At 69.9% G+C, this 24,690-nt stretch carries 19 protein-coding genes; 6 read left to right on the plus strand and 13 right to left on the minus strand.

Translation table 11 applies throughout. The features are described from left to right. Positions 1-43: 43 nt before the first annotated feature. Positions 44-493, plus strand: a complete 450-nt coding sequence (locus tag ACWD0F_RS27805; RefSeq protein ID WP_449880316.1) for an RrF2 family transcriptional regulator — start codon at positions 44-46, stop codon at positions 491-493. A 14-nt stretch (positions 494-507) separates the two neighbouring features. Here the strand turns inward: ACWD0F_RS27805 and ACWD0F_RS27810 are convergent, their stop codons facing one another. Continuing rightward, a complete protein-coding gene (locus tag ACWD0F_RS27810; protein ID WP_449880318.1) occupies positions 508-2,562 on the minus strand; it encodes a protein kinase domain-containing protein in 2,055 nt (684 codons plus the stop codon). Continuing rightward, positions 2,559-4,472 carry a serine/threonine protein kinase gene (locus ACWD0F_RS27815; protein WP_449880320.1) on the minus strand — a complete coding sequence of 638 codons (1,914 nt, stop codon included), beginning with the start codon at positions 4,470-4,472 and terminating at the stop codon, positions 2,559-2,561. The genes ACWD0F_RS27810 and ACWD0F_RS27815 overlap by 4 nt, the downstream gene beginning before the upstream one ends. A gap of 156 nt (positions 4,473-4,628) precedes the next feature. Between ACWD0F_RS27815 and ACWD0F_RS27820 the strand changes: the two genes are divergently transcribed. Further along, on the plus strand, positions 4,629-5,408 hold the full coding sequence (locus ACWD0F_RS27820; RefSeq protein ID WP_449880321.1) for a DNA-formamidopyrimidine glycosylase family protein: 780 nt from the start codon (positions 4,629-4,631) through the stop codon (positions 5,406-5,408). On the opposite strand, the gene ACWD0F_RS27825 is transcribed toward ACWD0F_RS27820, so the two are convergent. The 8 genes from ACWD0F_RS27825 to ACWD0F_RS27860 form a co-directional block, all read right to left on the minus strand. Further along, positions 5,405-5,761, minus strand: coding sequence for a helix-turn-helix domain-containing protein (locus ACWD0F_RS27825; RefSeq protein ID WP_449880323.1), 357 nt, complete (start codon positions 5,759-5,761; stop codon positions 5,405-5,407). The two genes, ACWD0F_RS27820 and ACWD0F_RS27825, sit on opposite strands and share 4 nt — an antisense overlap. 286 nt (positions 5,762-6,047) lie before the next feature. Further along, positions 6,048-6,539 (minus strand): CinA family protein, encoded by a 492-nt coding sequence (locus ACWD0F_RS27830; protein WP_449880325.1) that lies wholly within the window; start codon positions 6,537-6,539, stop codon positions 6,048-6,050. Positions 6,540-6,542: 3 nt separating this feature from the next. After that, on the minus strand, positions 6,543-7,121 hold the full coding sequence (gene pgsA, locus ACWD0F_RS27835; RefSeq protein WP_449880327.1) for a CDP-diacylglycerol--glycerol-3-phosphate 3-phosphatidyltransferase: 579 nt from the start codon (positions 7,119-7,121) through the stop codon (positions 6,543-6,545). Then, positions 7,118-8,527 carry a 30S ribosomal protein S12 methylthiotransferase RimO gene (gene rimO / locus ACWD0F_RS27840; protein ID WP_449880329.1) on the minus strand — a complete coding sequence of 470 codons (1,410 nt, stop codon included), beginning with the start codon at positions 8,525-8,527 and terminating at the stop codon, positions 7,118-7,120. The genes pgsA and rimO overlap by 4 nt, the downstream gene beginning before the upstream one ends. A 58-nt stretch (positions 8,528-8,585) precedes the next feature. Continuing rightward, a complete protein-coding gene (locus ACWD0F_RS27845) occupies positions 8,586-9,344 on the minus strand; it encodes a helix-turn-helix domain-containing protein (RefSeq protein WP_449880331.1) in 759 nt (252 codons plus the stop codon). Positions 9,345-9,421: 77 nt separating this feature from the next. Beyond that, a complete protein-coding gene (locus ACWD0F_RS27850) occupies positions 9,422-11,932 on the minus strand; it encodes a DNA translocase FtsK (protein WP_449880333.1) in 2,511 nt (836 codons plus the stop codon). Between the two features lie 91 nt (positions 11,933-12,023). After that, positions 12,024-12,641 carry a response regulator gene (locus ACWD0F_RS27855; RefSeq protein WP_449880334.1) on the minus strand — a complete coding sequence of 206 codons (618 nt, stop codon included), beginning with the start codon at positions 12,639-12,641 and terminating at the stop codon, positions 12,024-12,026. Further along, the gene (locus ACWD0F_RS27860; RefSeq protein WP_449880335.1) at positions 12,638-16,105 is read right to left on the minus strand and encodes a HAMP domain-containing protein; all 3,468 of its coding nucleotides are present in this window, start codon (positions 16,103-16,105) and stop codon (positions 12,638-12,640) included. The genes ACWD0F_RS27855 and ACWD0F_RS27860 overlap by 4 nt, the downstream gene beginning before the upstream one ends. Before the next feature lie 95 nt (positions 16,106-16,200). Here ACWD0F_RS27860 and ACWD0F_RS27865 point away from each other — a divergent pair, with 95 nt between their 5' ends. Beyond that, positions 16,201-18,666 carry a SpoIIE family protein phosphatase gene (locus tag ACWD0F_RS27865; protein WP_449880337.1) on the plus strand — a complete coding sequence of 822 codons (2,466 nt, stop codon included), beginning with the start codon at positions 16,201-16,203 and terminating at the stop codon, positions 18,664-18,666. Here the strand turns inward: ACWD0F_RS27865 and ACWD0F_RS27870 are convergent. The 3 genes from ACWD0F_RS27870 to ACWD0F_RS27880 form a co-directional block, all read right to left on the minus strand. Continuing rightward, on the minus strand, positions 18,656-19,594 hold the full coding sequence (locus tag ACWD0F_RS27870) for an aldose epimerase family protein (protein WP_449880339.1): 939 nt from the start codon (positions 19,592-19,594) through the stop codon (positions 18,656-18,658). The two genes, ACWD0F_RS27865 and ACWD0F_RS27870, sit on opposite strands and share 11 nt — an antisense overlap. Beyond that, positions 19,591-20,553 (minus strand): LacI family DNA-binding transcriptional regulator, encoded by a 963-nt coding sequence (locus tag ACWD0F_RS27875; protein WP_449880341.1) that lies wholly within the window; start codon positions 20,551-20,553, stop codon positions 19,591-19,593. The genes ACWD0F_RS27870 and ACWD0F_RS27875 overlap by 4 nt, the downstream gene beginning before the upstream one ends. A gap of 89 nt (positions 20,554-20,642) precedes the next feature. After that, complete coding sequence (locus tag ACWD0F_RS27880) at positions 20,643-21,437, minus strand: NAD-dependent epimerase/dehydratase family protein (protein ID WP_449880343.1); 795 nt, start codon at positions 21,435-21,437, stop codon at positions 20,643-20,645. Between the two features lie 134 nt (positions 21,438-21,571). Between ACWD0F_RS27880 and ACWD0F_RS27885 the strand changes: the two genes are divergently transcribed. From ACWD0F_RS27885 to ACWD0F_RS27895, 3 genes are all read left to right on the plus strand, one after another. Beyond that, a complete protein-coding gene (locus tag ACWD0F_RS27885; RefSeq protein WP_449880344.1) occupies positions 21,572-22,879 on the plus strand; it encodes an ABC transporter substrate-binding protein in 1,308 nt (435 codons plus the stop codon). Then, complete coding sequence (locus ACWD0F_RS27890) at positions 22,876-23,805, plus strand: carbohydrate ABC transporter permease (RefSeq protein ID WP_449880346.1); 930 nt, start codon at positions 22,876-22,878, stop codon at positions 23,803-23,805. Before ACWD0F_RS27885 ends, ACWD0F_RS27890 begins: the two co-directional genes overlap by 4 nt. An 83-nt stretch (positions 23,806-23,888) precedes the next feature. Next, positions 23,889-24,662 carry a carbohydrate ABC transporter permease gene (locus ACWD0F_RS27895; protein WP_449880348.1) on the plus strand — a complete coding sequence of 258 codons (774 nt, stop codon included), beginning with the start codon at positions 23,889-23,891 and terminating at the stop codon, positions 24,660-24,662. Positions 24,663-24,690 lie beyond the last annotated feature (28 nt).

Genomic DNA, 24,690 nt, shown 5'->3' on the forward strand with positions numbered 1-24,690 from the left:
GGCGGCGCACAAACCATGTTGACCAGGAGGGATAATCGAGAACATGCGCCTTTCCGCTCGTGTCGACTACGCCCTCCGTGCCGCCGCCGAACTCGCTGCAGCCGGTGCCGGACCGACTACCGTGGGCGAGCTCGCCAAGGAACAGGACATGCCGCCCAAATACCTGGAGAACATCCTGCTGCAGATGCGCCGAGCCGGGCTCGTGCGTGGACAGCGGGGGCCCGAGGGTGGCTACGTGCTGGCCAGGCCCGCTGCTGAGATCTCGCTGGCCGACGTGATCAGGGCGGTGGACGGGCCCCTGGCCAACGTCCGCGGCGAGCGGCCCGAGCATGTCGGCTACCGGGGACCGGCCGAGTCGTTGCAGATGGTGTGGATCGCGCTGCGGGCGACCGAGCGGGCCATCCTGGAGGAGGTCACACTCGACCAGGTCGCCACCGGCGCGCTGCCCGAGCGTGTCCGCCAGCTCGCCGCCGACCCCGCCGCCTGGGACTGATCGCGCACGCGGGGTCACTTGCGGGTGAACCAGAGCACGACTTGATCGACCTCAGCGGCAGGGCCGTCCGCCAGGGTGCGCACCACCTGCCCGTTCAGATCCATCAGAACGACATCGGTGCGCTGGGCCGCGGGCTTGGTGGCGAGGAAGTGGCGTTCGTCGAGCCAGCCCCGGAAGGCGGCGCCCTTCGGCAGCGACACCACGCCCTTCCTGTCGCCGCTCATCTCATCCCATAGGCAAATATTTCGCGAAATATCGCGACATATTGTGGTGAAGACTGTACCGAGGGTGGTCCGCACCACCTCACCCGAGACCAGCTTCCCCACCCCCGCATGCACCCGTACCGGCTTCCCGGCCAGATCCAGCACCCGGACCGCCCCGTCCGCCGCCTGATGCAGCACGCTCGCACCATCGGAGCCCCACGCGTACCTGGCCGCGTCCGCCTCCGCGACCTTGATGATCTTGACGGCGCCGGCGACCACGTCCACCAGCGCGAAACCCACGGCCCGGTCGGACTCCGCAGCAGCCATGACGGTGGCCAGCAGCCGCCGCCCGTCGGCGGACCACCTCGGCTGCGTCAGCGTGGCGGGCTTGTCCACGGTACGCAGCTCCCGCTCCCGGCCGGTCGCGACCTCGCGCAGCCGGATGTTCTCGAAGCCGGCCTTCCTGAAACGCGTGATGGACAGGGAGGCCACGTAGCCGCCGCCCGGCGAGACGATCGGCTCCTCCCAGTTGCCGAAGAAGCCGAACGCCCCCGTGGCCGCATTCCGCGCGTACGACGCGTATGTCCCCTGCTTACGGTGGTCGTGGTAGGAGGAGACCCAGATGGGGTCGGCGGGGTTCTCGTGCACCGTGATCCCGGTGTCGGGGATCTTCAGCTCGCTCACGGAGGTGAGCGCCATCGGCCCCTGGCGTGGCGTGGGAAGCGGCGGCGCGGTGGGAGCGGGCGGCCCCGGCGCCGGCGCCGGCCGCAGAAGGAGCAGCAGCGCGACGGTGACGGCCACCACGGCGCCCGTCACCCCGGCCACGATCGGCCACCCGCGACGCAAGAACGAATCGCGCCGCGCCGGCTCCCCAGAGCCTGCCAACGGGCCTGTGCCACCCGCCAACGCCCCAGAGCCCGCCGGCGAGCCTCTGCCGCCCGAGAACGACCCAGCGCCCGCGAGCGGCCCTGAACCCGCCGGCCACCCGTTCCCGGGCGCCAGGGGCCCGCCGGCCCGCGCGGGCGGCGCCGCCGACTGCTGACCTTCGGCCAGCAGGTGCCGCTCCGGCACGCGCTGCCCGAGCAGGGAGAGCAGCGCCTGCGTCGCGGTCGGGCGCGCGCCGGGATCCTTGGCCAGGCACCGCATCGCCAGGTCGCGCACCTCGCCGTCGAGCCCGCCGAGGTCCGGCTCGGCGTGCAGGATCCGGTTGATCAGCGCGGGCAGCTCCCCCGTCCCGAACGGCGGGCCTCCCGACGCGGCGGCCACCATGGTCGCGGCCCACGCGAACAGATCGGCCGGCGGCCCCGCCGGAAGCCCGCCGAACTGCTCGGGCGCCATGTACGGCGGCGTCCCCACCAGGTACTCCCCGGCGAGCTCCGCCTCCTCCAGCGCCGTGGAGATGCCGAAGTCGATCACCCGGGGCCCGTCCCTGCTCAGCAGCACGTTGCCGGGCTTGAAGTCCCGGTGCACGACTCCCGCCTGATGGATGGCGGCCAGCGCGGTCAGGGTCCCGATCGCCAGCCGGCGCAGCTCCGCCTCGCGCAGCGTGCCCCGTTCCCGGATCACCTCCGCCAGCGAGGGCCCGTCGACGTACTCGCTCACCACGTACGGCATGCCGCCCAGCTCCCCGCTGGCCAGCACCTGCGCCGTGCAGAACTCCTTGACCCGCCGCGCGTACCCGATCTCCTGCCGGAAGCGCTCCCGCGCGCCGGGGTCGTCGAGCCCCGCCCCCAGCATCTTGACCGCGACCCGCGTCCGGTCCGGGGACTCACCAAGGTAGACGACGCCCTGGCCGCCCTCGCCGAGCCGTCCGACGATGCGGTAACCGGTCACCTGGCGGGGATCGCCGTCGATGAGCGGTCTCATGGCCCCGGTACGCGGGCGAACTGGATGAGCCCGCTGCCGGCGGTGAGGTCGGCCAGCACCCGCTTGGTCGCGCCGAGGAAGTCCACGATCTTGATGACCTGGGTGCCCTTCTTCTTGCCCGGGTCCTGGATCAGCAGATGCCTGTCGTTGAACCAGCCGAGCAGGCTGCCGTCGTCGTCACCCAGGGGAACGGTCGCCTGCCGGGTGCCCGTCCGGGCGTCCCACACGCAGATCTCCTTCTCGTTCGGGCAGATCGTGACGAACATCTTGCCGGACGGGGAGAACCAGTCGCGGTCGCGTGGCAGGCCCACCCAGTTCATCGTCTTGATGACCTGACCGGACATGTCGTAGTACTCGATGCCGTTGCGCTTGCCGTCCCAGTACGCCCCGGCCACCTCGCCGCTGGGCGTGAAGGTGTAGCTGAGGGAGTCGTCGGCGATGTACTCGGTCTCGACGTGCACGGCCTTCCGCGTGGCCAGGTCGACGACCACGAAGCCCACCAGGCGCCGCTGCTTTCCCGCGTCGTAGACCGACAGCAGCAGCCTGCCGCCGTCCCTGGACCAGACCGGCAGCATGGTCGTCAGCGGTTTCTTGACCGTGTTGACGACGAACGACTCGCCGGTGGACAGCTTGGTGAACTTGACCTGGTCCAGCTCCGAGCTCTGGAACTTCAGGAAGGGGTTCAGCGCCACCCAGTCGCCGCCGGGCGAGAGCCTGGGCTCCTCGGTCGCGCCCAGGGCCTTGAACGCCCCGCTCCTGTCCCTGGCGTACGACGTGAACTGGCCCTTGGCCTCCAGGTAGGCCACCACGCGTACGGGGTCGCTCGGGTGCTCGTGGAACGTCGCCCCGATCGTCGCCAGCTTCGTGTCGGCCGCCGCCTTCTTCTCCACCTTCTCCAGCGGCGCCGCCGTCTGCGCGGCCGTGATCGTGGGCGTGCCCGCAGGGCTGGGCGAGGTCGCGGCGGCCACGGTCGTCCGCACGGCCGGGCGGTTGCCGGTGACGGCGTAGACGCCCGCACCCGACAGCAGCGCCCCCACCACGAACGCGGCCACCAGGCTCACCACGCCTGCTCCCCTGCGCGCCGGCCGGGTGTCCTGGTCCGGCCGCACCCCGAGCTCCACCCGCCCGGTCAGGAACGACGTCTGCCCGACCAGCCGCAGCAGCACCTCGCTGGCGACCGGCCGCGCGGCCGGATCCTTGGCCAGGCAGGCGACGATCAGGCCGTGCAACTCGCCCAGGTCCGGCAGCTCCGGCTCGGCGTTCTCGATGCGGTCGACCGTCGCGGCCATCGAGCCGCCCTCGAACGGGGACGTCCCGCTCGCCGCGAAGACCATGGTGGCCGCCCATGAGAACACGTCGGCGGGCGCCTGCGCGCCGGCGCCCCGCAGCCGCTCAGGCGCGGTGAACGCGGGCACGGCGACCTTGCGCGTGGTGATCGACGCGCGCGCCAGCGCCTGCTCCAGGCCCGCGTCGATCAGGCGCGGCCCGTCCGGGCCGAGCAACACGTTGCCCGGCCGGATGTCGCCGTGCGCCAGACCCGCCTCGTGCAGCGCGACCAGCGCGGTGATGGTGCCGGCCGCCAGCCGGTAGAGCCCCACCCCGCTCAGGACGCCGCCGAGCTCGGTCAAGACGGGCCCGTCGACGAGCTCGGTGACCAGGTAAGCCCGCTCGTGCTCCACACCGGCCGCCAGGATCTGCGCGGTGCCGACCGCGGCGACGCCGCGCAGCGGCTCCATCGCCTGCAGGAACGGCTCCGGGTCCATCTCGGCCGGCAACACCCGCACGACCACGGGTTCCGGCGAAAGTGCGGGCGAGCGCGCCGCGTACACGCTGGAGCCGAGCCGCCCGGTCAGCCGATGGCCCGCGATCTCCGCAGGGTCGCCCTCGCGTAACTCCGTGATCTCCGGCATGCCATGCCCTCCGCCAGGCCCGCTCCTGATCGTCATTATCGCCGCCGACCCGGCCCGGAGGGCAACAGATCGCATGAACGTCTGTACCGTCCACATGACACCGCGAACCCCGCCACGGGCGCGAAGATCGCGTGGCGGGGTTTCTAAACTGGAAGGATGCCCGAAGGAGACACCGTCTATCGTGCCGCCGGCCGCCTGCGAGGCGCGCTCGACGGCCACGTGCTCACCCGGTCCGACTTCCGCGTCCCCAAGCTCGCCACCTCCGACCTGACCGGCCGCGAGGTCATCACCACGCGCTCCCGGGGCAAGCACCTGCTCACCCGCGTCGAGGGCGGCCTGACCGTGCACACCCACCTGCGCATGGAGGGCGTCTGGCTGATCACGCCGGCGGGCCGCCGCACCGCGGGGGGCGACCAGGTCAGGCTGATCCTGGCCAACGAGAAGTGGCAGGCGGTGGGGCTCAAGCTCGGCATGGTGGACCTGGTCAGGACGGCGGAGGAGGAGCGCGTGGTCGGCCATCTGGGGCCGGATCTGCTCGGCGAGGACTGGGACCCGGACGAGGCCGTGCGCAGGCTGCGAGAGGCGCCCGGCAGGACCATCGGAGAGGCGCTGCTCGATCAGCGCAACCTGGCGGGGATCGGCACGATCTATCGCGCCGAGACCCTGTTCCTGCGGGGGGTCTGGCCGTGGAAGAAGGTCGGGGAGATCGAGGATCTCCACGCGCTCGTCTCAATGGCCCAGCGGCTGCTGCACGCCAACACAGGGCATGCGGGCACGGTGACCACAGGTGATCGCCGCCCGGCGAACCAGACCTGGGTCTATGGCAGGGCGGGGAGGCCCTGTCGCCGATGCGGCACCCGCATCAGCCGCGGGGAGATGGGGGCGCAGCCACAGGAACGGCTGATCCTGTGGTGTGGTGGCTGTCAGCCGCGTTAGGCCGCCACCATGTCCTTGACCTCGGGGAACACGGAGTCGGAGATCGACCCGGGAACCGTCTCGGCAAGGGGCAGCCGCTCGTGCTCGGGCATGTCGGCCAGCACAGGGGCCGCCTGGAGCTCCGCCAGCGCGAACTGGTCGGACACCTCACGCAACACCTGCGAGAGCGGCACTCCGAGTGCGCCGCAAATGGATGCGAGCAGCTCGGACGAGGCCTCCTTCTGACCACGCTCCACCTCGGACAAGTAGCCGAGGGAGACACGGGCGAGCGTGGACACCTCGCGCAGCGTGCGTCCCTGCCGCACCCGCAACCGCCTCAGCACATCGCCGAGTAGCTGACGCAGCAGAATCATCTGTCGCTCCCTCCCCGGCGTGGATGTCTTCACCACGCCCCGCGCGATCGGATCGTGCCGCACTTGGCTCTTCTTAGCTTCGTACATACTCCTCGCCGTCATCATGGGGTTTCGCCGCCCAGGGACCGCCGCTCGTGGCTTGTTGCGCGACTCATCAGGCCCGCCTGCCGGGCGCTCGGTGCTTGCAGTTGGCTCACGGACCTCACTCACAGCTCCACCGTACCCGTATCAACCGACACCGCGTCAGACCGTGCCTCGCATGTTCGCTGGGGACGTAACACGGTAATCACCCGGAATGTTCCCCTATGTTCGCCTTCAGCACACCTGCGAGTAGATCGACTGCCTCGTCCACCGTCTCTACCCTGATACGTTCACGCGACCCGCGAAGTCTCAATTCGCGAGACCGAATCTGCCCGCCGGGCCCGCTGACGGCCACGTGCACGAGCCCCACGGGCTTGCCGTCCTGCGGCTCCGGCCCGGCCACCCCCGTCACGGCCACCCCGTAGGTCGCCGCGCAGAGCCGCGCGACCCCCGCCGCCATGGCCGCGGCCACGTCGGGATGCACCGCCCCCTCGCGCCTCAGCAGCTCCTGTGGCACCCCGAGCAGCGAATGCTTGAGATCGGTCGCGTAGGACGTCACGCCACCCCTGAAAGCTCTGGAGGCGCCCGAGACGGAGGTGATCGTGGCTCCGATGAGCCCGCCGGTCAAGGACTCGGCGACCGCCACCGTGGCGTCCTGGCGCACCAGCAGCTCCAGCAGCTCGGCCACATCCGCCATCGCTCACTCCCCGCGGGCCCGGCGGGCCACTTGACGCAGCTTCGTGGCCCGCAGGACGTAGTCGGCGCCCGTGGCCACGGTGATGACCGTCGCCGCCCCCATCACCACCCAGTGCACGGGCCCCTGCGTGAAAGGCAGGAGATAGAGCACGATCGCGGCGATCTGCAGCACCGTCTTGACCTTGCCGCCGTAACTGGCGGGGATGACCGCGTGCCGCAGCAGCACGAACCTGAGCACGGTGATGCCCAGCTCCCTGCCCAGGATGATGATCGTGACCCACCACGGCAGCTCGCCCAGGATCGACAGGCTCACCAGCGCCGCGCCGGTGAGCGCCTTGTCCGCGATCGGGTCGGCGATCTTGCCGAAGTCGGTGATCAGGCCGTAGCGCCTGGCCAGCTCGCCGTCGAGGTGGTCGGTGATGGAGGCCACCCCGAACACCGCCAGCGCGGCCAGCCGCCAGCCCGTGCCCGGCAGGAAGAGGCAGAAGACGAAGAAGGGGACGAGCGCCAACCGGAGGACCGTGAGGACGTTGGCGATGTTCCACGGACTTACCACGGGGCCGCGACGCTCGTCCTTCTTCATGGGCCGGCCTTGATGCGCGCGATCAGGTCAACCCCCTCGGCGTCGACCACGACCGCGCGCACGATCTGTCCCTTGACCAGGCCGATGCCCTGAACCGTGACGGATCCGTCGACTTCGGGGCCCTGGTGCGCGGCGCGGCCCTCATAGCCGCCGTCGCCCAGATCGTCCTCGATCAGCACGTCCACCTCGGTGCCGATGCGCTCTTCCGCACGCTGGGCGGTCAGCTCCTCGGCCAGCTCGGTGAGCACGCGGACCCGCTCGTCGATGACGTGCTGGTCGAGCTTGCCGGACATCCCGGCCGCCTCCGTGCCGTCCTCGTCGGAGTAGCCGAACACGCCGATCACGTCGAGCCGGGCCTCCTGCAGGAAGCCGACCAGCTCGCCGAACTCCTCCTCGGTCTCGCCGGGGAAGCCCACGATGAAGTTGGAGCGCACACCCGCCTCGGGAGCGCGCTCGCGCACGGCCTCCAGCAGCGCGAGGAAGCGGCCGGGGTCGCCGAAGCGCCGCATCCGGCGCAGCACGGTGCCGCTGGCGTGCTGGAAGGACAGGTCGAAGTAGGGGGCCACGCCGTCGGTGCCGGTGATCACGTCGATCAGCCCTGGGCGCAACTCGGCCGGCTGGAGGTAGCTGACCCGCACCCGCTGGACGCCCTCGACGGCGGCGAGGTCGGGCAGCAGTTTCTCCAGCGCCCGCAGGTCGCCCAGATCCTTGCCGTAGGACGTGGAATTCTCGCTGACGAGGACGAGCTCGCGCACGCCCCGGTGAGCCAGCCAGTCGGTCTCGGCGATCAGCTCTTCCGGCTTGCGCGAGACGTAGGAGCCGCGGAAGGCCGGGATGGCGCAGAAGGTGCAGCGCCTGTCGCAACCGGAGGCCAGCTTGAGCGAGGCCACCGGGCTCTCGTCGAGCCGCTTGCGCAGCACGCGCGGCCCGGTGGCGGGCGCCAGGCCGTCGGGCAGGTCGCCGTGGCCGGGGATGCTCGTCTTGGGCGCGCTGGCACGGTCCACCGGCGAGATCGGTAGCAAGGTGCGGCGGTCGCGTGGGGTGTGCGGCTTGAGCGAGCGGCCTTCGAGCACGTCGTCGAGGCGGCCACCGATCTCGGCGTAGTCGTCGAAGGAGATGACCGCGCTGGCCTCCGGCAGTGCCTCGGCCAGCTCGTTGCCGTAGCGCTCGGCCATGCAGCCCGCGGCGACCACCTTCGCGCCGGAGTCGGCCGCGGCCAGCAGCGTGTCGATCGAGTCCTTCTTGGCCGAGTCGATGAAGCCACACGTGTTGACGACGACGACATCGGGGTCGTCGTCGCCGAGCTGCCAACCGGCAGCCTCAAGTCGCGCGGCCAGCTCCTCGGAGTCGACCTCGTTGCGGGCACAGCCCAGGGTGATCAGCGATGCGGTTCGGCGGGATGACATGGTGAACCCTACGGTATCGGGAGTTGGCCACCACCCGATGCACGGGTTCCCCCGACGGCTACCGCTGCTTGGGTTTGGCCGGCCCGAACGAGCGCCGCACCATCTCCCCACGACCGCCGAGTTTGGCCACCTTCTGGCCGTTGACCTGCACCGTAACGGCTGATGCGTCGGCGAGCAGCACGTGCACCTGATCGGCCGCCTCCCAGGTGGAGCTCTTTCCGGCCTTCAGCGTTCCGGAAAAGAGCTTGCGCCCGTCGGCGTCGCGCACGTTCACGTACGACGACCGCTTGGCCTTCATCATCACCGTCACCATGCCCTTGCTCGCCTTGGACGGCTTGGACCTGGGCGTCTCGGTGATCGGCGTGTTGGGCGGCACGCTGGGCCTGGCCGAGGCCGCCTGCACGCCGGTGTTGCGCACCTGGTCGCTGGCACCCCCCAGCACCCGCATCATGCCGAAGACCACCACGATGGCCAGCGCCACCCCGAGCGCCATCGTCCAGTTGGGACCCCGCCGCTCCGGCAGGTGGATCTTGCGGTCGGCCTGGAACACGGCCGCGGCCCGCACCGGCACGGGCGCACCGCCGTGCAGCTGGTCGAACAGGTGGACCGTGGCCTCCGGATCGATCGCCACCGCCTTGGCGAAGGCTCTCACGTGCCCCCTGGCGTAGAACTGGCCTCCGCACTGCTCGTAGTCATCCTGCTCGATGCCTTTGATGATGGCCTCGCGGATCCGGGTGATCGCGCTGACCTGCGCGATTGTCAGCCCAGCAGACTGCCTGGCAGCCCCCAGCATGGCCCCGATGCTCTGCTCCTGCACAGCGAACGCCTCCCCACCACGACGTTGCGTAGTGGTTCATATTCAACCAGTAACCGCCGTGGAAGCATGCATTGGGGTCATTCGCCACGCAGGTCGGCCAGCAAACCCGGCAGATCGTCCGGCTTCACGAGCACTTCCCGCGCCTTGGAGCCTTCGCTCGGGCCGACCACACTGCGGCTTTCGAGCAGGTCCATCAGCCGCCCGGCCTTGGCGAACCCGACCCGCAGCTTGCGCTGCAACATCGAGGTCGAGCCGAACTGGGTGGTCACGATCAGCTCGGCGGCCTGGACGAGCAGGTCGAGGTCGTCGCCGATGTCCTCGTCGATCTCCCGCTTGACCACCACCGCCGCGACGTCGTCGCGATATTCGACCTGCATCTGCGTCTTGCAGTGCGTGACGACCTCGGCGATCTCCTTCTCCGAGACGTACGCGTTCTGGATCCGGATGGGCTTGCTCGCGCCCATCGGCAGGAACAGGGCGTCACCCTGGCCGACGAGCTTCTCCGCGCCCGGCTGGTCGAGGATGACCCGCGAGTCGGTGAGGCTGGAGACGGCGAAGGCCAGCCTGGAGGGCACGTTCGCCTTGATCAGACCGGTGACCACGTCGACGCTCGGCCGCTGCGTCGCGATCACGAGGTGGATCCCGGCCGCGCGGGCGAGCTGCGTGATGCGCACGATGGAGTCCTCGACGTCGCGCGGGGCGACCATCATGAGGTCGGCGAGCTCGTCCACGATCACCAGCAGGTACGGATACGGCTGGTAGACCCGCTCACTGCCGGGCGGCGGCTGCAGCTTGCCCGCGCGCACGGCGTTGTTGAACTCGTCCACGTGCCTGAACCCGGACGCCGCCAGGTCGTCGTAGCGCCGGTCCATCTCGCCGACCACCCATTCGAGGGCCTCGGCGGCCTTCTTCGGGTTCGTGATGATCGGCGTGATCAGGTGGGGAATGCCCTCGTAGACGCTCAGCTCGACCCGCTTGGGGTCGACCAGCACCATCCGCACCTCGTCGGGCGTGGCCCGCATCAGGATGCTGGTGATCAGCCCGTTGACGCAGACCGACTTGCCGGCGCCGGTGGCGCCCGCGATGAGCAGGTGGGGCATCTTGGCGAGGTTCGCGACGATGGTGCGGCCCTCGACGTCCTTGCCCAGGCCGACGATCATCGGATGGTGGTCGGCCTGCGCCACCTGGGCGCGCAGCACGTCGCCGAGCGCCACCAGGTCCTTGTCGGCGTTCGGGATCTCCACCCCGATCGCCGACTTGCCCGGAATTGGCGACAAAATCCTGACATCTGCGGACTTGACCGCGTACGCGATGTTCTTGGTGAGGGCCGTGACCTTCTCCACCTTGACCGCCGGCCCCAGCTCGATCTCGTAGCGGGTCACGGTCGGCCCCCGGGTGAAACCGATCACCTGCGCGTCGATGACGAACTGCTCCAGCACGCTCGTCAGCGCGTTCACCACGGTGGTGTTGGCCTTGGTCTGCGGCTTGGGCGCGGTGCCCTGCTTGAGGAACTTCAGGTCGGGCACGCTGTAGGGGCCCGCCTGCGGCGACAACACGAGCTGCTCGACCTTGCGCGGCGCGGGCGTCGGCTGCGGCGGCTCCGGCCTGCGGTCGGCCTCGGCCGCGGCCGGCTCCTCCTCGTCCGTCAGCCCGGGGACGATCTCCGGCGAGTGCTCGCCCCGCCTCTCGGGCTTCTCGGCCAGGACCGGCGTGTCATAGGGCTTGACCGTCTCGCCGGGCTCGCCGGGCTCGCCCTTCTTGGGCCTGGCCCGCTTCTTGGCCGGCTCACGCGGGTCGGGCTCCGCGTGCCGCTCGAACAGCAGATGCTTCAGCTCCCCCAGCCGCTCGGGGATGCGGTGCACCGGGGTGGCGGTGATCACCAGCACGCCGAACCCGGACAGGAGCAGCAACAGCGGGATCGTGATCCAGGGCGGCAGGATGCTCATCGGCGGCGCCGAGACGATGAACCCGACCATGCCGCCGGCCTGCGCCACCTTGTCCATGCCCTGGCCCTCACCCGCCGGATAGGGGGTGTCGTTGGCCACGTGGATCACACCCAGCACGCCCACCATCAGCGCGGCCCAGCCGATCACCATGCGCCCGGTGTCGGCGTTCTGGTCGGGATGGCGCAGGTAGCGCCAGGCCAGCAGGCCCAGCAGCAGCGGCAGCGCCCAGGCCAGCGAGCCGAACACGCCGTGCACGGTCACGTTGACCACGCTCGCGACCGCGCCGCCGGAGGTGCGCCACGTCATGGACGCGAGCACGATCGCGCCCGCCAGGACCGTCAGGCCCACCCCGTCGCGCCGATGCGCGGGATCGAGCTCGCGGGCGTTCTTGCCCAGCGCGCGAGCCGTGCTGCCGATGCCGTTGGCGAGCAACATCCACAACCCGACGATCAGCTTGCCGATCATCGTGAAGACCCAGCTGATCGGGTCCGGGTGCGCCACCGACGACTTGCGGCCGGCGGCGGACCCCCGCGCTCGGGGACGCCCCGCCGACGCGCCGGTCCGCTTCGCGGGGGTGGAGCGGGCCGAGGCCGACCGCTTCGCCGGCCCCTTCGGTGAGCTTTTCGGCGTACGGGTGGCCATGATGCCAAAGGTACGTCGGAGACACCGCTGAACGCGCGGAGGCTCGCCGGTGCCCCCTCAGATCGTCAAGGTGGCGCAAACCGGCGGGGTCTCAGTCCCGCAGCCGGCACGTCGCGGCGGCGGCGTCGAAGGCCGCCTGCATGGCCGCCACCCGGTCGGCCAGCTCCTTGACCACCTCTCGCACGCCCTCGTCACCGGAGGCCGCCGCGGCCAGCCCGTCGAGGTGCGCCTCGACCGCGCCGAGCCGCCGCGCGAAGTCCGTCAGCCCCTCGTTGTCCGGGACGAGCTGGGCGAGCAGCGCGGCCTGTTCGGCGAGCACCGCGTTCTTGCGGGACAGCTCGATGAAGACCGCCACCTTGGACCGGAGCACCCAGGGGTCGAACGGCTTGGTGAGATAGTCGACGGCGCCGACCGCGTAGCCGCGGAAGGCGGCGCCCGAGCCGGGCTCGGTGCCGGTCAGGAAGATGATGGGGACGTCGCGGGTCTGGTCGAGCCGTTTGATGTGGGTGGCCGTCTCGAAGCCGTCCATGCCGGGCATGAGCACGTCGAGCAGGACGACCGCGAAGTCGTGCCGCAACATCAGCTTCATCGCCTCATGCCCCGACCTGGCCTTGAACAGCAGTTGCTGCAACGGCTGCAGGACGGCCTCCAGCGCGATCAGGCTCTCCTCGTTGTCGTCGACCAGCAGAATGCGCACCTGGCGGTTCATCCACCGCCCTTCCTCTCGCCCGCGAGCCACCGGCGCATCACCCCCAGGAGCTGATCGAGATCGACGGGTTTGGGCACGTAGTCGGACGCGCCGCAGAAGATCGTCTTCTCGCGGTCGCCCGTCATCGCCTTCGCGGTGAGCGCGATGATCGGCAACTCGGCGAAGCGCGGCATCTGCCGTACCGCGAGGAGCGTCTCGTAGCCATCCATCTCGGGCATCATCACGTCCATGAGGACGAGTGAGATGTCCTCCTCCCGCTCCAGCGTCTCGATGCCCTCCCTGCCGTTCTCGGCGTAGAGGATCTCCATGCCGAGCCGGCCGAGGACGTGGGTCAGGGCGTACACGTTGCGGATGTCGTCGTCCACGATGAGCACCCGCCGGCCCGCGAACACCGCCTTGAGCGGGCCCTCCATCACCTGGGTGAGCTTGGTGGCGGACGGCCACAGGCCGTCGCCCTCCGCGCCCGGCTCGATCGCCTTGGGCACGATCTCGGGCTGCCAGTCGGACGCGCCCGGGACGTTCGGGGCCGGGCATCTGGCGGGCACGTAGAGCGTGAACGTGCTGCCCCGGCCGGGAACGCTGCTGGCGTGGATCTCGCCGCCGACCAGGCGGGCGATCTCGCTGCTGATCGACAGGCCGAGGCCCGTGCCGCCGTACTTGCGGCTCGTGGTGCCGTCGGCCTGCTGGAAGGCGCCGAAGATGGCGGACAGTTTGTCGGCCGCGATGCCGATGCCGGTGTCGCTGACCGCGAACGCGAGCACGTCGCCGTCGCCGACCGGCTCCAGCACGCCCCGGTCGGCCGAGACCACCAGGCGGACCTCGCCCGCCGCGGTGAACTTGACGGCGTTGGACAGCAGGTTGCGCAGGATCTGCTGCAGGCGGCGCTCGTCGTTGTACAGCTCCTGCGGTGCGCCGGGGCAGACCTCGATCTCGAACGTCAGTCCCCGGTCCACGGTGAGCGGCCGGAACGTGGCGTCCACGTAGTCGAGCAGCTTGCTCAGCGGCAACTTCTCGGGGCGCACGTCCATCCGCCCGGCCTCGATCTTGGACAGGTCGAGGATGTCGTTGATGAGCTGGAGCAGGTCGCTGCCCGCGTTGTGGATGGTGGTGGCGAACTCGACCTCCTGCTCCGACAGGTTGCACTCCGGGTTGTCGGCCAGCAGCCGGGCCAGGATGAGCAGGCTGTTGAGCGGCGTGCGCAGCTCGTGGGACATGTTCGCCAGGAACTGCGACTTGTAGCGCGAGGAGGTGGCCAGCAGGTGGGCCTTCTCCTCCAGCGCGGCGTTCGACCTGCGCAGCTCGGCCTGCTGGCGCTGCAGCTCGTCGGAGCGGCCCTGGAGCTGCTGGGCCAGCCGCTGCGACTGCGACAACAACGACTCGGTACGGGCGTTGGCGATGATGGTGTTGATCGCGACGCCGATGGTGACCACGAACTGGTCGAAGAAGGCCAGGTGCACGTCGCTGAACCGGCTGAACGAGGCCAGCTCGATCACCCCGAGCACCTTGTCCTCGAAGAGGATCGGCAACATCACCACGCTGGCGGGCGCGGACTCCCCGAGCCCCGAGTGGACCTTGATGTAGCCGGGCGGCACGTCCTCGAACAGGATGCGCTTGCGCTCCAGCGCCGCCTGCCTGATCAGCCCGGGCCCGGGGGCGCCGGAGCTCGGCGACATGTCGTGGGCGGCGCCGTAGCCGGCGATGAGGGCGAGCGCCCCGTCGGGGGAGTCGGAGTCAGCCAGGAAGAACGCGCCGTACTGGGCGCTGACCAGCGGCGTCAGCTCGCGCAGGATGAGGTCGGCGACCTCGACCAGGTTGCGGTGGCCCTGCATGAGGCCGGCGATGCGGGCCAGGTTGCTCTCCAGCCAGTCCTTGGCCTGGGTGGTCTCGCGCAGGTTGGCGACCATGAGGTTGACGTCCTTCTTCAGCTCGGCGACCTCGCCCTTGGCCTCGATGCTGATGGAGCGGCTCAGGTCGCCCTGGGCGACGGCGCTGGCGACCTCGGCGATGGCGCGGACCTGGGTGGTCAGGTTGCCCGCGAGCTCGTTGACGTTCTTGGTGAGGCGTTCCCAGGTGCCGTAGACGCCCTCGACCTCGGCCTGCCCGCCGAGCCTGCCCTCCGAGCCGACCTCGCGGGCCACCCGCGTCACCTCGGAGGAGAACGACGAGAGCGTGTCGACCATGGTGTTGATGGTGGTCTTGAGCTCCAGGATCTCCCCGCGCGCGTCCACGTCGATCTTCTTGGACAGGTCGCCGTTGGCCACGGCGGTGGCCACCTGCGCGATGTTGCGCACCTGGCTGGTCAGGTTGGAGGCCATGAAGTTGACGTTGTCCGTGAGGTCCTTCCACACCCCGCTCATCCCGCGTACCTGCGCCTGGCCGCCCAGCCGCCCCTCCGTGCCCACCTCGCGCGCCACCCGCGTCACCTCGTCGGCGAACCCCGACAGCTTGTCCACCGCGGCGTTGATGGTCTCCTTGAGCTGGAGGATCTCACCCCGGGCGTCCACGGTGATCTTCTTGGACAGGTCGCCGTTGGCGATGGCCGTGGTGACCATGGCGACGCTGCGCACCTGGGTGGTCAGGTTGGAGGCCATGAAGTTGACGTTGTCGGTCAGGTCCTTCCAGGTGCCGAGCACGCCCTTCACCTCGGCCCGGCCACCGAGCTGGCCCTCGGTGCCCACCTCGCGCGCGACCCGCGTCACCTCGCTGGCGAACGCCGACAACTGGTCGACCATGGTGTTGACGGTCAGCTTGAGCTCCAGCAGCTCGCCCGTGGCCTCGACCGTCACCTGCCTGGTCAGGTCGCCCCTGGCCACGGCGGTGGTCACGACCGCGATGTCGCGCACCTGCGCCGTCAGCCGCCCCGCCATGGCGTTGACCGCCTCCGTCACGTCGCGCCAGCTTCCCGACATGCCCGCGACCTTGGCCCGGCCGCCCAGCCGGCCCTCGGTGCCGACCTCCCTCGCCACCTTGGTCACCTCGCCGGAGAAGCGCGCGAGCTGGTCGACCATGCGGTTGACGGCGGTGCCCATCAGCCGCAGGCCGCCGCGCAGCGGCCGGTCGTCCCCTTGCAGGTCCACCCGCCTGGACAGGTCGCCGTCCGCGACCGCGTTGAGCACCCGGGTGGCCTTGGCCACGGGGATGACGAGCGCGTCGAGCAGGGTGTTGACGGTGGCGACGTTGACCGCCCAGCCGCCCGTGCCGGGAGTGGCGCTGAGCCGCTCGTCGAGCCGCCCTCTCCGCACCACCTCGGTGCGCAGCCTGGTGAGCTCACCCGCAAGGTGCTCGTTGCGGTCCACCACCTGGTTGAACGCGGTCGCCAGCTCGGCGAGGAACGGATCGCCCGGCACCTCCAGCCTGGTGCGGAAGTTGCCGTCACGCAGCCCCTGCAGAACCACGAGCAGCGGCCGGAGGTCCGCAGGGTGCAGCGTTCCAGGGGTGCGGGGGGATTCCAACTGCGCGACCATGGCGGCCTTCTTCACAACTGGAGATATCAACGGCATCAGTCTGCCACCCTGAGAGTGACCGAACTGCCACATCGAGTGATGTTCTAGGACGCTAAGTGGACACGACCAGGGTGTCGAGCACGGCCTTCGACGGCACGCCCCATGCGCCCGCGCACGCGCGCAGGTTCGTCCGCCAGGTGCTGGGCGAGTGGCGGCTGAGCCATCTGGCGGAGGACGCCGTGCTGCTGACCAGCGAACTTGTCACGAACGCCGTCGTGCACGCGGGCACCGGCGTCGAGCTGACGTGCCGGTTGGACGTGGATGCCGTCCCGCCGAAACTGGAGATCGAGGTCGACGACCACTACCCGACCCGGAGCATCCCCGCCGCCGAGAGCATGCCGGCCGACGGCCCCGTGGAGGCGATGCCGACCTCGGGGCGCGGCCTCGCGCTCGCCGGCATGCTCGCCGACGCCTGGGGCGTGACCTACACCAGGACCGCCAAACGGGTCTGGGTGCGGATGGACCTCACCGACGGTTGCGACGTCCAGGAGATCGTGGCCGGCCGCCACGGCCCGCTCCCGATTCCCGTCCCCGCGCCGATCGAGACATTGCACGTCGGTGTCGTGGTCTGCGACCGCGACGGGCTGGTGGAGTCGTGGAACCCCGAGGCGGTGCAGTTGCTCGGCTGGCGTCCCGAGCAGGCGATCGGCCGGAAGCTGCAGGACATCGTGGCCTGGCGCGGGCACGGCCCGTACGCGCTGTCGCTGGACGACACGCTGGGCCTGGGCCGGTGGCGGGGCGAGGCGCGGATGCGGCACTCCGACGGCCGGCTGATCCCCGTCTACGTCTCCCACCTGCGCACCAGGGGGCAGGGCTACTCGATCTGGATGGTGGTCTCCAGCGACCACCGCTACGTCCTGACGCCGCCGCCCGCGCCGCTGCGCAGGGAGACCGGGCGGCGCATCAAGGACCTGCTCGACCACGACATGCCGTTCGCCGAGTTGCTCGACACGATCGCGCAGATGGTGCAGATCTCCAGCGGCGGCGACGCGGCGTACGTGCTGCTCGCGGCCGACGGCGGCAACCGGTTCGGGGTGGCGGCGGGCGCGGGAGCGACGGCGGGGCTGGTCGGGGTGCTGGCCACGGGGGTGTTCGGCTCCGACCGCAGGACACCGGCCATGATCGAGGACCTGCTGGCCGGGGACGTCGAGCTGGCCCAGCAACTGCGCGCCAGGTCGCTGGCCTGCGCGCCGCTGCTGGTCAGCGGCGAGGTGATCGGCTACGTCGTGGTGACGGCGGCCCAGCCGGGCCACTTCGACCAGGAGCTCACGGTCAGCATGCAGCACATCGCCGACCAGGTGGCCGTGCCGGTGCACCGCGAACGCGTGGCCGAGCAGGACCGGGCGCACCGGGGGCGGTTGTCGTTCCTGGCGGAGGCGGGTGAGCTGCTGGCGGGCGTGCACGACGAGGAGCTGATCGCGGCCCTGACCGCGCAGCTCGTCGTGCCCAAGATCGCGACGTGGGCGGCCATCTACCTGACCGACCTGGCCGGCATGACCCGGCTGGCCCACGTCTGGCACGCCGAGGAGCGCCACAACGCCGACCTGCGCAAGTCGCTGCCCGCCATCCCCCGCACCGCGCTGACCGAGGTGAGCTGGCCGGTCGGCCCCGAGTCCGTGCTGGCCTTCCCGCTGCTCACCCAGGGCAGGTCGCACGGCGCGCTGGTGATCGGCCGCGCCGAGCCGACGCTGCCGCTGGAGCTGGCCGACCTGCTGTCGGACCTGTGCCGCCTGGTGGCGCTCAACCTGCACACCGCCATGCTGTACACCCGGCAGGCCACCACGTCCCGGGTGCTGCAGCGCAGCCTGCTGCCGATGCGGGTGGCGCCCATGCCCGGCCTGGAGTCCGCGGTGATCTACGAGCCCGCCGAGGAGGGGGCGGACGTCGGCGGCGACTTCTACGACCTGTTCACGGTGGCCGACCACTGGTGTTTCGCGCTGGGCGACGTGTGCGGCAGCGGACCGGAGGCGGCCGCGGTCACCGGCCTGGCCCGCCACGCCGTACGCCTGCTGGCCAAGGAGCACTACACGGTGGCCGACATCTTCGACCGGCTCAACCAGGTGCTGCTGGAGGAGGTCGAGGAGGGCCGCTTCCTCAGCCTGCTGTGCGGCGAGCTGACGCCGCTGCCGCAAGGCGGCGCGCTGTGCACGATCGCCTCGGCCGGCCATCCGCCACCCCTGCTGCTGCGGGCGGACGGCCGGGTCGAGGCGATGGCGAGCCCGCAGTTGCTGCTGGGCATCGAGGCCGGCGCCAGGTTCTACGTCGAGACGTTCGAGCTGGCGCCGGAGGAGCTGCTGCTGTGCGTCACCGACGGCGTGACCGAGCGGCGCGACGGCGACCGGCTGCTCGACGACGGCGACGGGCTGGCGGCACTGCTGTCCGGCTGCACGGGGCTGAGCGCCCACGCGGTGGCCGAGCGCGTGCGGCACGCGGTCGAGACGTTCGCGACCGAGCCGTCGCACGACGACGTCGCCCTGCTGGTGATCAAGGCCGCCACCACCCTGCGCACGGTCAGGCCGTGAACCGGTACGTGGTGGTGGAGGTGCGGCGCTCGCCCGGCCGCAACACGGTGGAGGGGAACCCCGGCTGGTTGGGCGAGTCGGGGAAGTGCTGCGTCTCCAGGCACAACCCCGCGAACGGCCCGTACGGCGTCGCGACCCCGTCCAGCATGCCCCCGGCGTAGAACTGCACGCCCGGCTCGGTGGTGGTGACCTCCATGGTCAGGCCGCCGCCCGTCACCTGGATGCCGCCGCCGTCGAGCACGAAGCAGTGGTCGTAGGCGCCGTCGTGCCGCTCGCCCACGGCGTGCGGCGCGGTGAAGTCGAACGGCGTGCCCTTGACCGGCGCGAGCTCGCCCGTGGGGATCTTGTCGTCGTCCACCGGCAGGTAGTGCTCGGCCTCCATCCGCACGACGTGGTCGAGCACATCGCCGCCGCCCTTGAGGTTGAAGTAGGAGTGGTTGGTCAGGTTGACCACGGTCGGGGCGTCGGACTCGGCCGCGTAGTCGATGCGCAGCGCGTCGTCCGCCAGCGTGTACGTGACCGAGGCGGTCAGCGTGCCCGGATAGCCCTGGTCGCCGTCGGGGCTGGTCAGCGTGAGGGTCACCGACTCCTCGGTCCGCGCCTCGATGGTCCACACCTTGCCGTCGAAGCCCTCGGTGCCGCCGTGCAGGCTGTTGGGGCCGTTGTTGACCGGCAGGCGGAACTCGGCGCCGTCGAGGGTGAAGCGGCCGCCCGCAATGCGGTTGCCGTACCTGCCGACGACCGCGCCGAAGTAGCGGCTGCGGGTGCGGTAGTCCTCCAGCGTGTCCAGGCCGAGCACGACGTCGACTCCCGACACCTCCAGCGAGCGCACGATGGCGCCGTAGGTGAGCACCTCGGCGCGCAGCCGTCCCGATGACAACTCCACCCGTTCGACGCTCTCGCCTGACGGCAGCGTTCCGAAGATCATTTTTGGGCCCTTCCCGTGGACTCGCGGACGATGAGGGCGGTGTCGAGGGTCACGGTCGCGCCCTCGCCCCCCGACTGCAGCAGCAGATCGACGGCCATCCGCCCGGCCGCCACGGCGGGCATGGCCACCGTGGTCAGCTTGGGCCGATTGAGCCGTCCAGGCAGGATGTCGTCGAACCCGACCACACTTATCTGGTCTGGTACCCCTATCTCCATCGCGGAGAGGCCCTCGATGAGGCCGAGCGCGACGAGATCGTTGTAGGCGAGCACCGCGGTGGCGCCGCAGGCGGCCACCTCGGGGGCCACGGCCAGGCCGCCGGTCTCCGTGGGCTGGTTGGGGCCGAAGAAGACGAGGTCGAGCCCGGGGGCCTCGGCCGCCACGCCCTGCATCTCGTTGCTGGTCCACGACCCGATCGGGCCCGACACGAGCGCGATCCGGTGGTGGCCGAGCCCGGCCAGGTGCTCCAGCGCGAGCTTGGCGCCCTGGGCGACGTTCATCAGCACGGCGGGCAGGCCCTTGATCCGCCGGTTCACCACCACGAACGGCACGTCTTCCGCCAGGCGCTCGATCATCCGGTTGGACAGGCGGGGGCTGCACAGCAGAACGCCGTCCACCTGCTTGGCGAACGTCCTGATCAGCTCCTCCTCCACCCGCGGGTCCTCATCGGTGTCGGCCACGAACACGTGGTAGTCGCGGCCCCTGGCCTGTGCCTGGGCCGCCTTGATGAGCGGCGGGAAGAACGGGTTGGCGATGTCGGCCACGATCAGGCCCATGTTGAACGTGCGGCCCGTGGTCAGCGCCCTGGCCGCCCGGTTGGGCCGGTAACCGAGGTCGTCGGCGGCGGCCAGCACCCGGCTCCTGGTGGCAGGATTGACCAGGTGCGGCGCGGAGAAGGTGCGCGACACGGTTGACACGTGGACGCCGCAGGCGCGCGCCACATCCTTGATCGTCGCCGTCATCGCCGTCCTCCCTTGCAAACGGTTGCCAAGTCAAACCTTGACCTTCATGCCTCTACACGTCAAGGTTCTTGCAACCGGTTGCTAAGGAGTCACCAGCGCTCACCGAGTTCGTTCAGCGTGAACACGCCGCCGGCCCGATGGTGCAGGGGTTCTGACAGATCGGGCTCTCCGTGCTCGGCGATGAGCGCGGCGGCGCCGGGTTCGGAGTCGTCGCGGGAGACGTAGCCGATGGAGGCGGCCTCCTCCAGCGACCACCAGCGGCGGGTGTTGTCCGAGACGCCCCAGACCACGTGGTAGCCGGGCGCGGCGAGGGCGGCCTCGACCAGGCCGGTGAGGTCGTCGGGCGAGATCCACGTGGCCAGGCCGCGCGTGTCGAGCGTGCCCTCGTTGCAGGTGCCGAGCCTGACCACGGTGATGTTCATGCCGAACCGATCGTGGTAGAGGCTGCCGAGGGCCTCCATGACCACCTTGCTCACGCCGTAGAAGGTGTCGGGGCGGGGGAAGGCGTAGTCGGGCAGGTCGGCGCCGCCGGCCGGGCGGGTCTGGAAGCCGGCCGCGTGGTGGCTGCCCATGAGGACGAGGTGCTCGACGCCCTCCTGGCGCGCCGCCTCCAGCAGCACCTGCGTCCCGTTGATGTTGGCCTGGACGATCTCGTCCCACGGAGCCTCCCGGCTCTGGCCGCCCAGATGGAGCACCGCGTCCACGCCCTTCATCGCCTCGGCCACGGCGGCCGGGTCGGCGAGATCGGCCGTCACCCACTCCTCTCCGGGGCCGGTTTCGACGGGGTTGAGATCGGAAAGCCGCAGTGTGCGGCCTTCACGTGCGAGCCGCGGGCGGAGCAGCGTGCCGACTTTTCCCGCGGCGCCGGTCATGAGTATGCGCATGCTCAATGATGTACACGAACCTGACAGAAATTCACATCCTTGAATATTGACCGTGAAGCGAGCGCTCGTTACGTTCACACCACTGAGTTCATGTGACCGACACATGTCCACGTATGTGAACGGGAGGCGGTCTGATGTCACGTCGCTTGCTCGGCATCGCGCTCATCGCGAGCCTGGCCGGAACGCTGACGGGCTGCGGTTCCGGGGGATCGGGTTCGGACGACACCTTAGAGATCTGGATCAGGCAGGCGCCTGATTCGGACGCGGCCAAGACGGCGCAGAAGCTCGCCGCCGCGTTCACCACGGCCAGCGGGGTGAAGACGAAGGTCGTCGCGCTGTTCGACGACTTCGAGACCAAGCTGAACCAGCAGGCCGCCCAGAAACACCTTCCCGACGTCGTCATCAACGACACGGCCCAGCTCGGCAACATGCAGACCCAGGGCTGGCTGCGCGAGATCGACAAGGCCGCGCTGGCCGGCGGCGGCACGCTCTCCGAGTTGTCGTGGAAGGCCGCCACCGGCAGCGACGGCAAGTATTACGCGGCGCCCTTCTCCGCCCAGGCCTTCGCCCTGATCGTGCGCAAGGACTGGCGCGAGAAGGTCGGCATGGAACCGCCGCAGACGTGGGAGGACCTGGCCAAACTGGCCACGGCGTTCACCGCCAAGGACCCCGACGGCAACGGCCAGGCCGACACCGCCGGCTTCGTCATCCCGGCCGGCACCAAGCGCGGCTACGCCTCCTGGTACGCCTCCTCGCTCATCTACGCCAACGGCGGAGACTTCATCAAGTCCGCCGGCGCCGGCAAGTTCACGGCCACCACGAACGACCCCAAGACCGTCGAGGCCGTGCAGTACCTGCAGGACCAGTTCTGCAAGTCCAAGTCCGTCAACCCCGGCGCCGTCAGCAACGACACGACCGTCACGCACGAGGTGTTCGAGAAGGGGCAGGGCGGCATCTACCTGGTCGGCCCGTACGTGCTGGCCAGGTTCGTCAAGAGCATCGGCACCGACAAGATCGAGGTCCTGCCCGTGCCCAAGGGCCCCTCGGGTGGCCCCGGCACCCTCGGCGAGGGCGAGAACGTCTACCTGATGGCCGGCTCCGAGATGCAGGACGCGCAGAAGAAGTTCGCCGAGTACGCGATCTCGGCCGACGGCCAGCGGGTCGGCATGAACAAGGACGCCAACGGCGCCATCGTCCGCCTGCCCGTCAACACCCAGGTCGACCTGGCCGCCGAGCGGCAGGACCCGCGCTGGAAGGTCTTCCAGGACTCCTACGCCAACGCCGTCTACGCCCCGCCGGTGCCGAACTGGGCGCCGATCCGCCAGGACTCGGCCGACTCCATCAACGCCGCCTGGGCCGACTGCGCCAAGGACGTCAAGGCGACGATGGGCGAGCTGAATACCAAGCTGACCCAGGAACTGCAGAGCCAGAAAGCGTCATGACCTCCACACTCGCGCGGGCCGGGGGCCGGACGACGGCCCCCGGCCGTCCCCCCAGGCGGGTGCGGTGGCGGGGGCCGCTGGTCACCTGGCTGTTCCTCGCCCCGGCACTGCTGCTCTTCCTGTACTTCAAGTTCATCCCGATGTTCGTGGGCCTGTGGAAGAGCTTCTTCAAGGTCCAGACCTTCCTCGGCGATGAGTTCGTCGGCTTTGCGAACTACCAGACGATCATCACCGACTCCGAGTTCGCCGCGGCCATCTGGCAGAGCATCGTGCTGGCCCTGGGCACCACGGTGGGCTCGCTGGTGCTGGGCTTCGGGTTCGCGCTGCTGATCGAGGGACCGGCCAGGTACCTGTGGTTCGTCAGGACGGCGGCCTTCCTGCCGGTCGTGACCACGATGGCGGCCGTGGCCGAGGTGTGGCGGATCATGTTCCATCCGGCCGGCAACGGGATGCTGAACATCATCATCGGCTGGGTCGGCGTCGATCCGCAGCCCTGGCTGGCCAGCGAGCACTCGTCCCTGTGGTCGATCATGTTGATGAGCATCTGGCGCGGGACGCCGTACGACATGATGATCTTCCTGGCCGGGCTGGTCGGCGTGGACCGCACGCTCTACGAGGCGGCGGCCGTGGACGGGGCCTCCACGTGGCGGCGGTTGCGGCACATCACGCTGCCCGCCCTGCGGCCGGTGTTCTGGATCCTGTTCACCCTGGCCGCGATCCGGGGCTTGCGGGTGTTCGTCGAGGTGTACGTGCTGACGAACGGCGGCCCGAACGGAGCCTCGGAAGTGCTGATGACCTTGATCTACAAGCTGGGGTTCCAGAAGAACGAGCTGGGGGTCGCCTCGGCGGGCGGGATCGTGCTCTTCCTGGCCACCTTGATGCTGACCCTGGTCGTACAGCTTCTGCGCAGGAGGCAGGCGAAATGAGGTTCGACAGCGCGCTGGGGCTGGAGTCACGGAAGGGCCCCCTGGCAACAGCCGGAAAGGTCCTGATTTATACGCTTATTGTGGTGGTTTTCACCGGACCGCTGGTCGGGTTGCTGATGAGCTCGTTCAGCAAGACCCTCGATCCCACCTCCTTCTCCCTGTGGCCCGACGAGTTCACCCTGGAGAACTACGTCCAGGCCAAGGACAAGAACGTCTACCTCTACCTGCTCAACTCGTTCGTGGTCGTGGGCCTCGGGCTGCTGCTGCAGATGCTGGTGAGCGTCTTCGCCGCCTACTCGCTGGCGCGCAAGAAGTTTCGCGGCATGACGTTCGTGATGCTGCTCATGCTCACCACGATGATGCTGCCCGAGGAGATCATCGCGATCCCCCTCTCACTCGTCCTGGCCGACCTGCCGGTGTTTCACCTGAACCTCATCGGCACCTACGCCGGCATGATCCTTCCGGTCGGAGCCTGGGGCTTCTCCATCCTGGTCATGACGGAGTTCATGAAGGAGGTGCCGGTCGAGCTGGAGGAGGCCGCGCGCATCGACGGGGCGGGCGAGCTGCGGATCTTCGCCACGATCATCGTGCCGCTGTGCCGTCCCGCACTCGGCGTGATCGGCGTCTTCGGCTTCACGATGATCTGGGATCAGTACCTGCTGCCCCTGATCGTCGCGACGGACTCCGAGATGTGGACGCTGCCGATCGCACTGCGCTCACTCCGCTCCGACGAGGAGGTCGGGATCGGCGTGCTGCTGGCGGCCTCACTCCTGGCGCTGCTGCCCTCGATCATCGCGTTCCTGGCCTTCCAGCGACAGTTCATGCGCGGTCTGACAAGCGGCGCTGTCAAGGGTTAGATATCCATGTATCTGGACGGTATCCCAT

The sequence above is a fragment of the Nonomuraea sp. NPDC002799 genome (assembly GCF_053592075.1).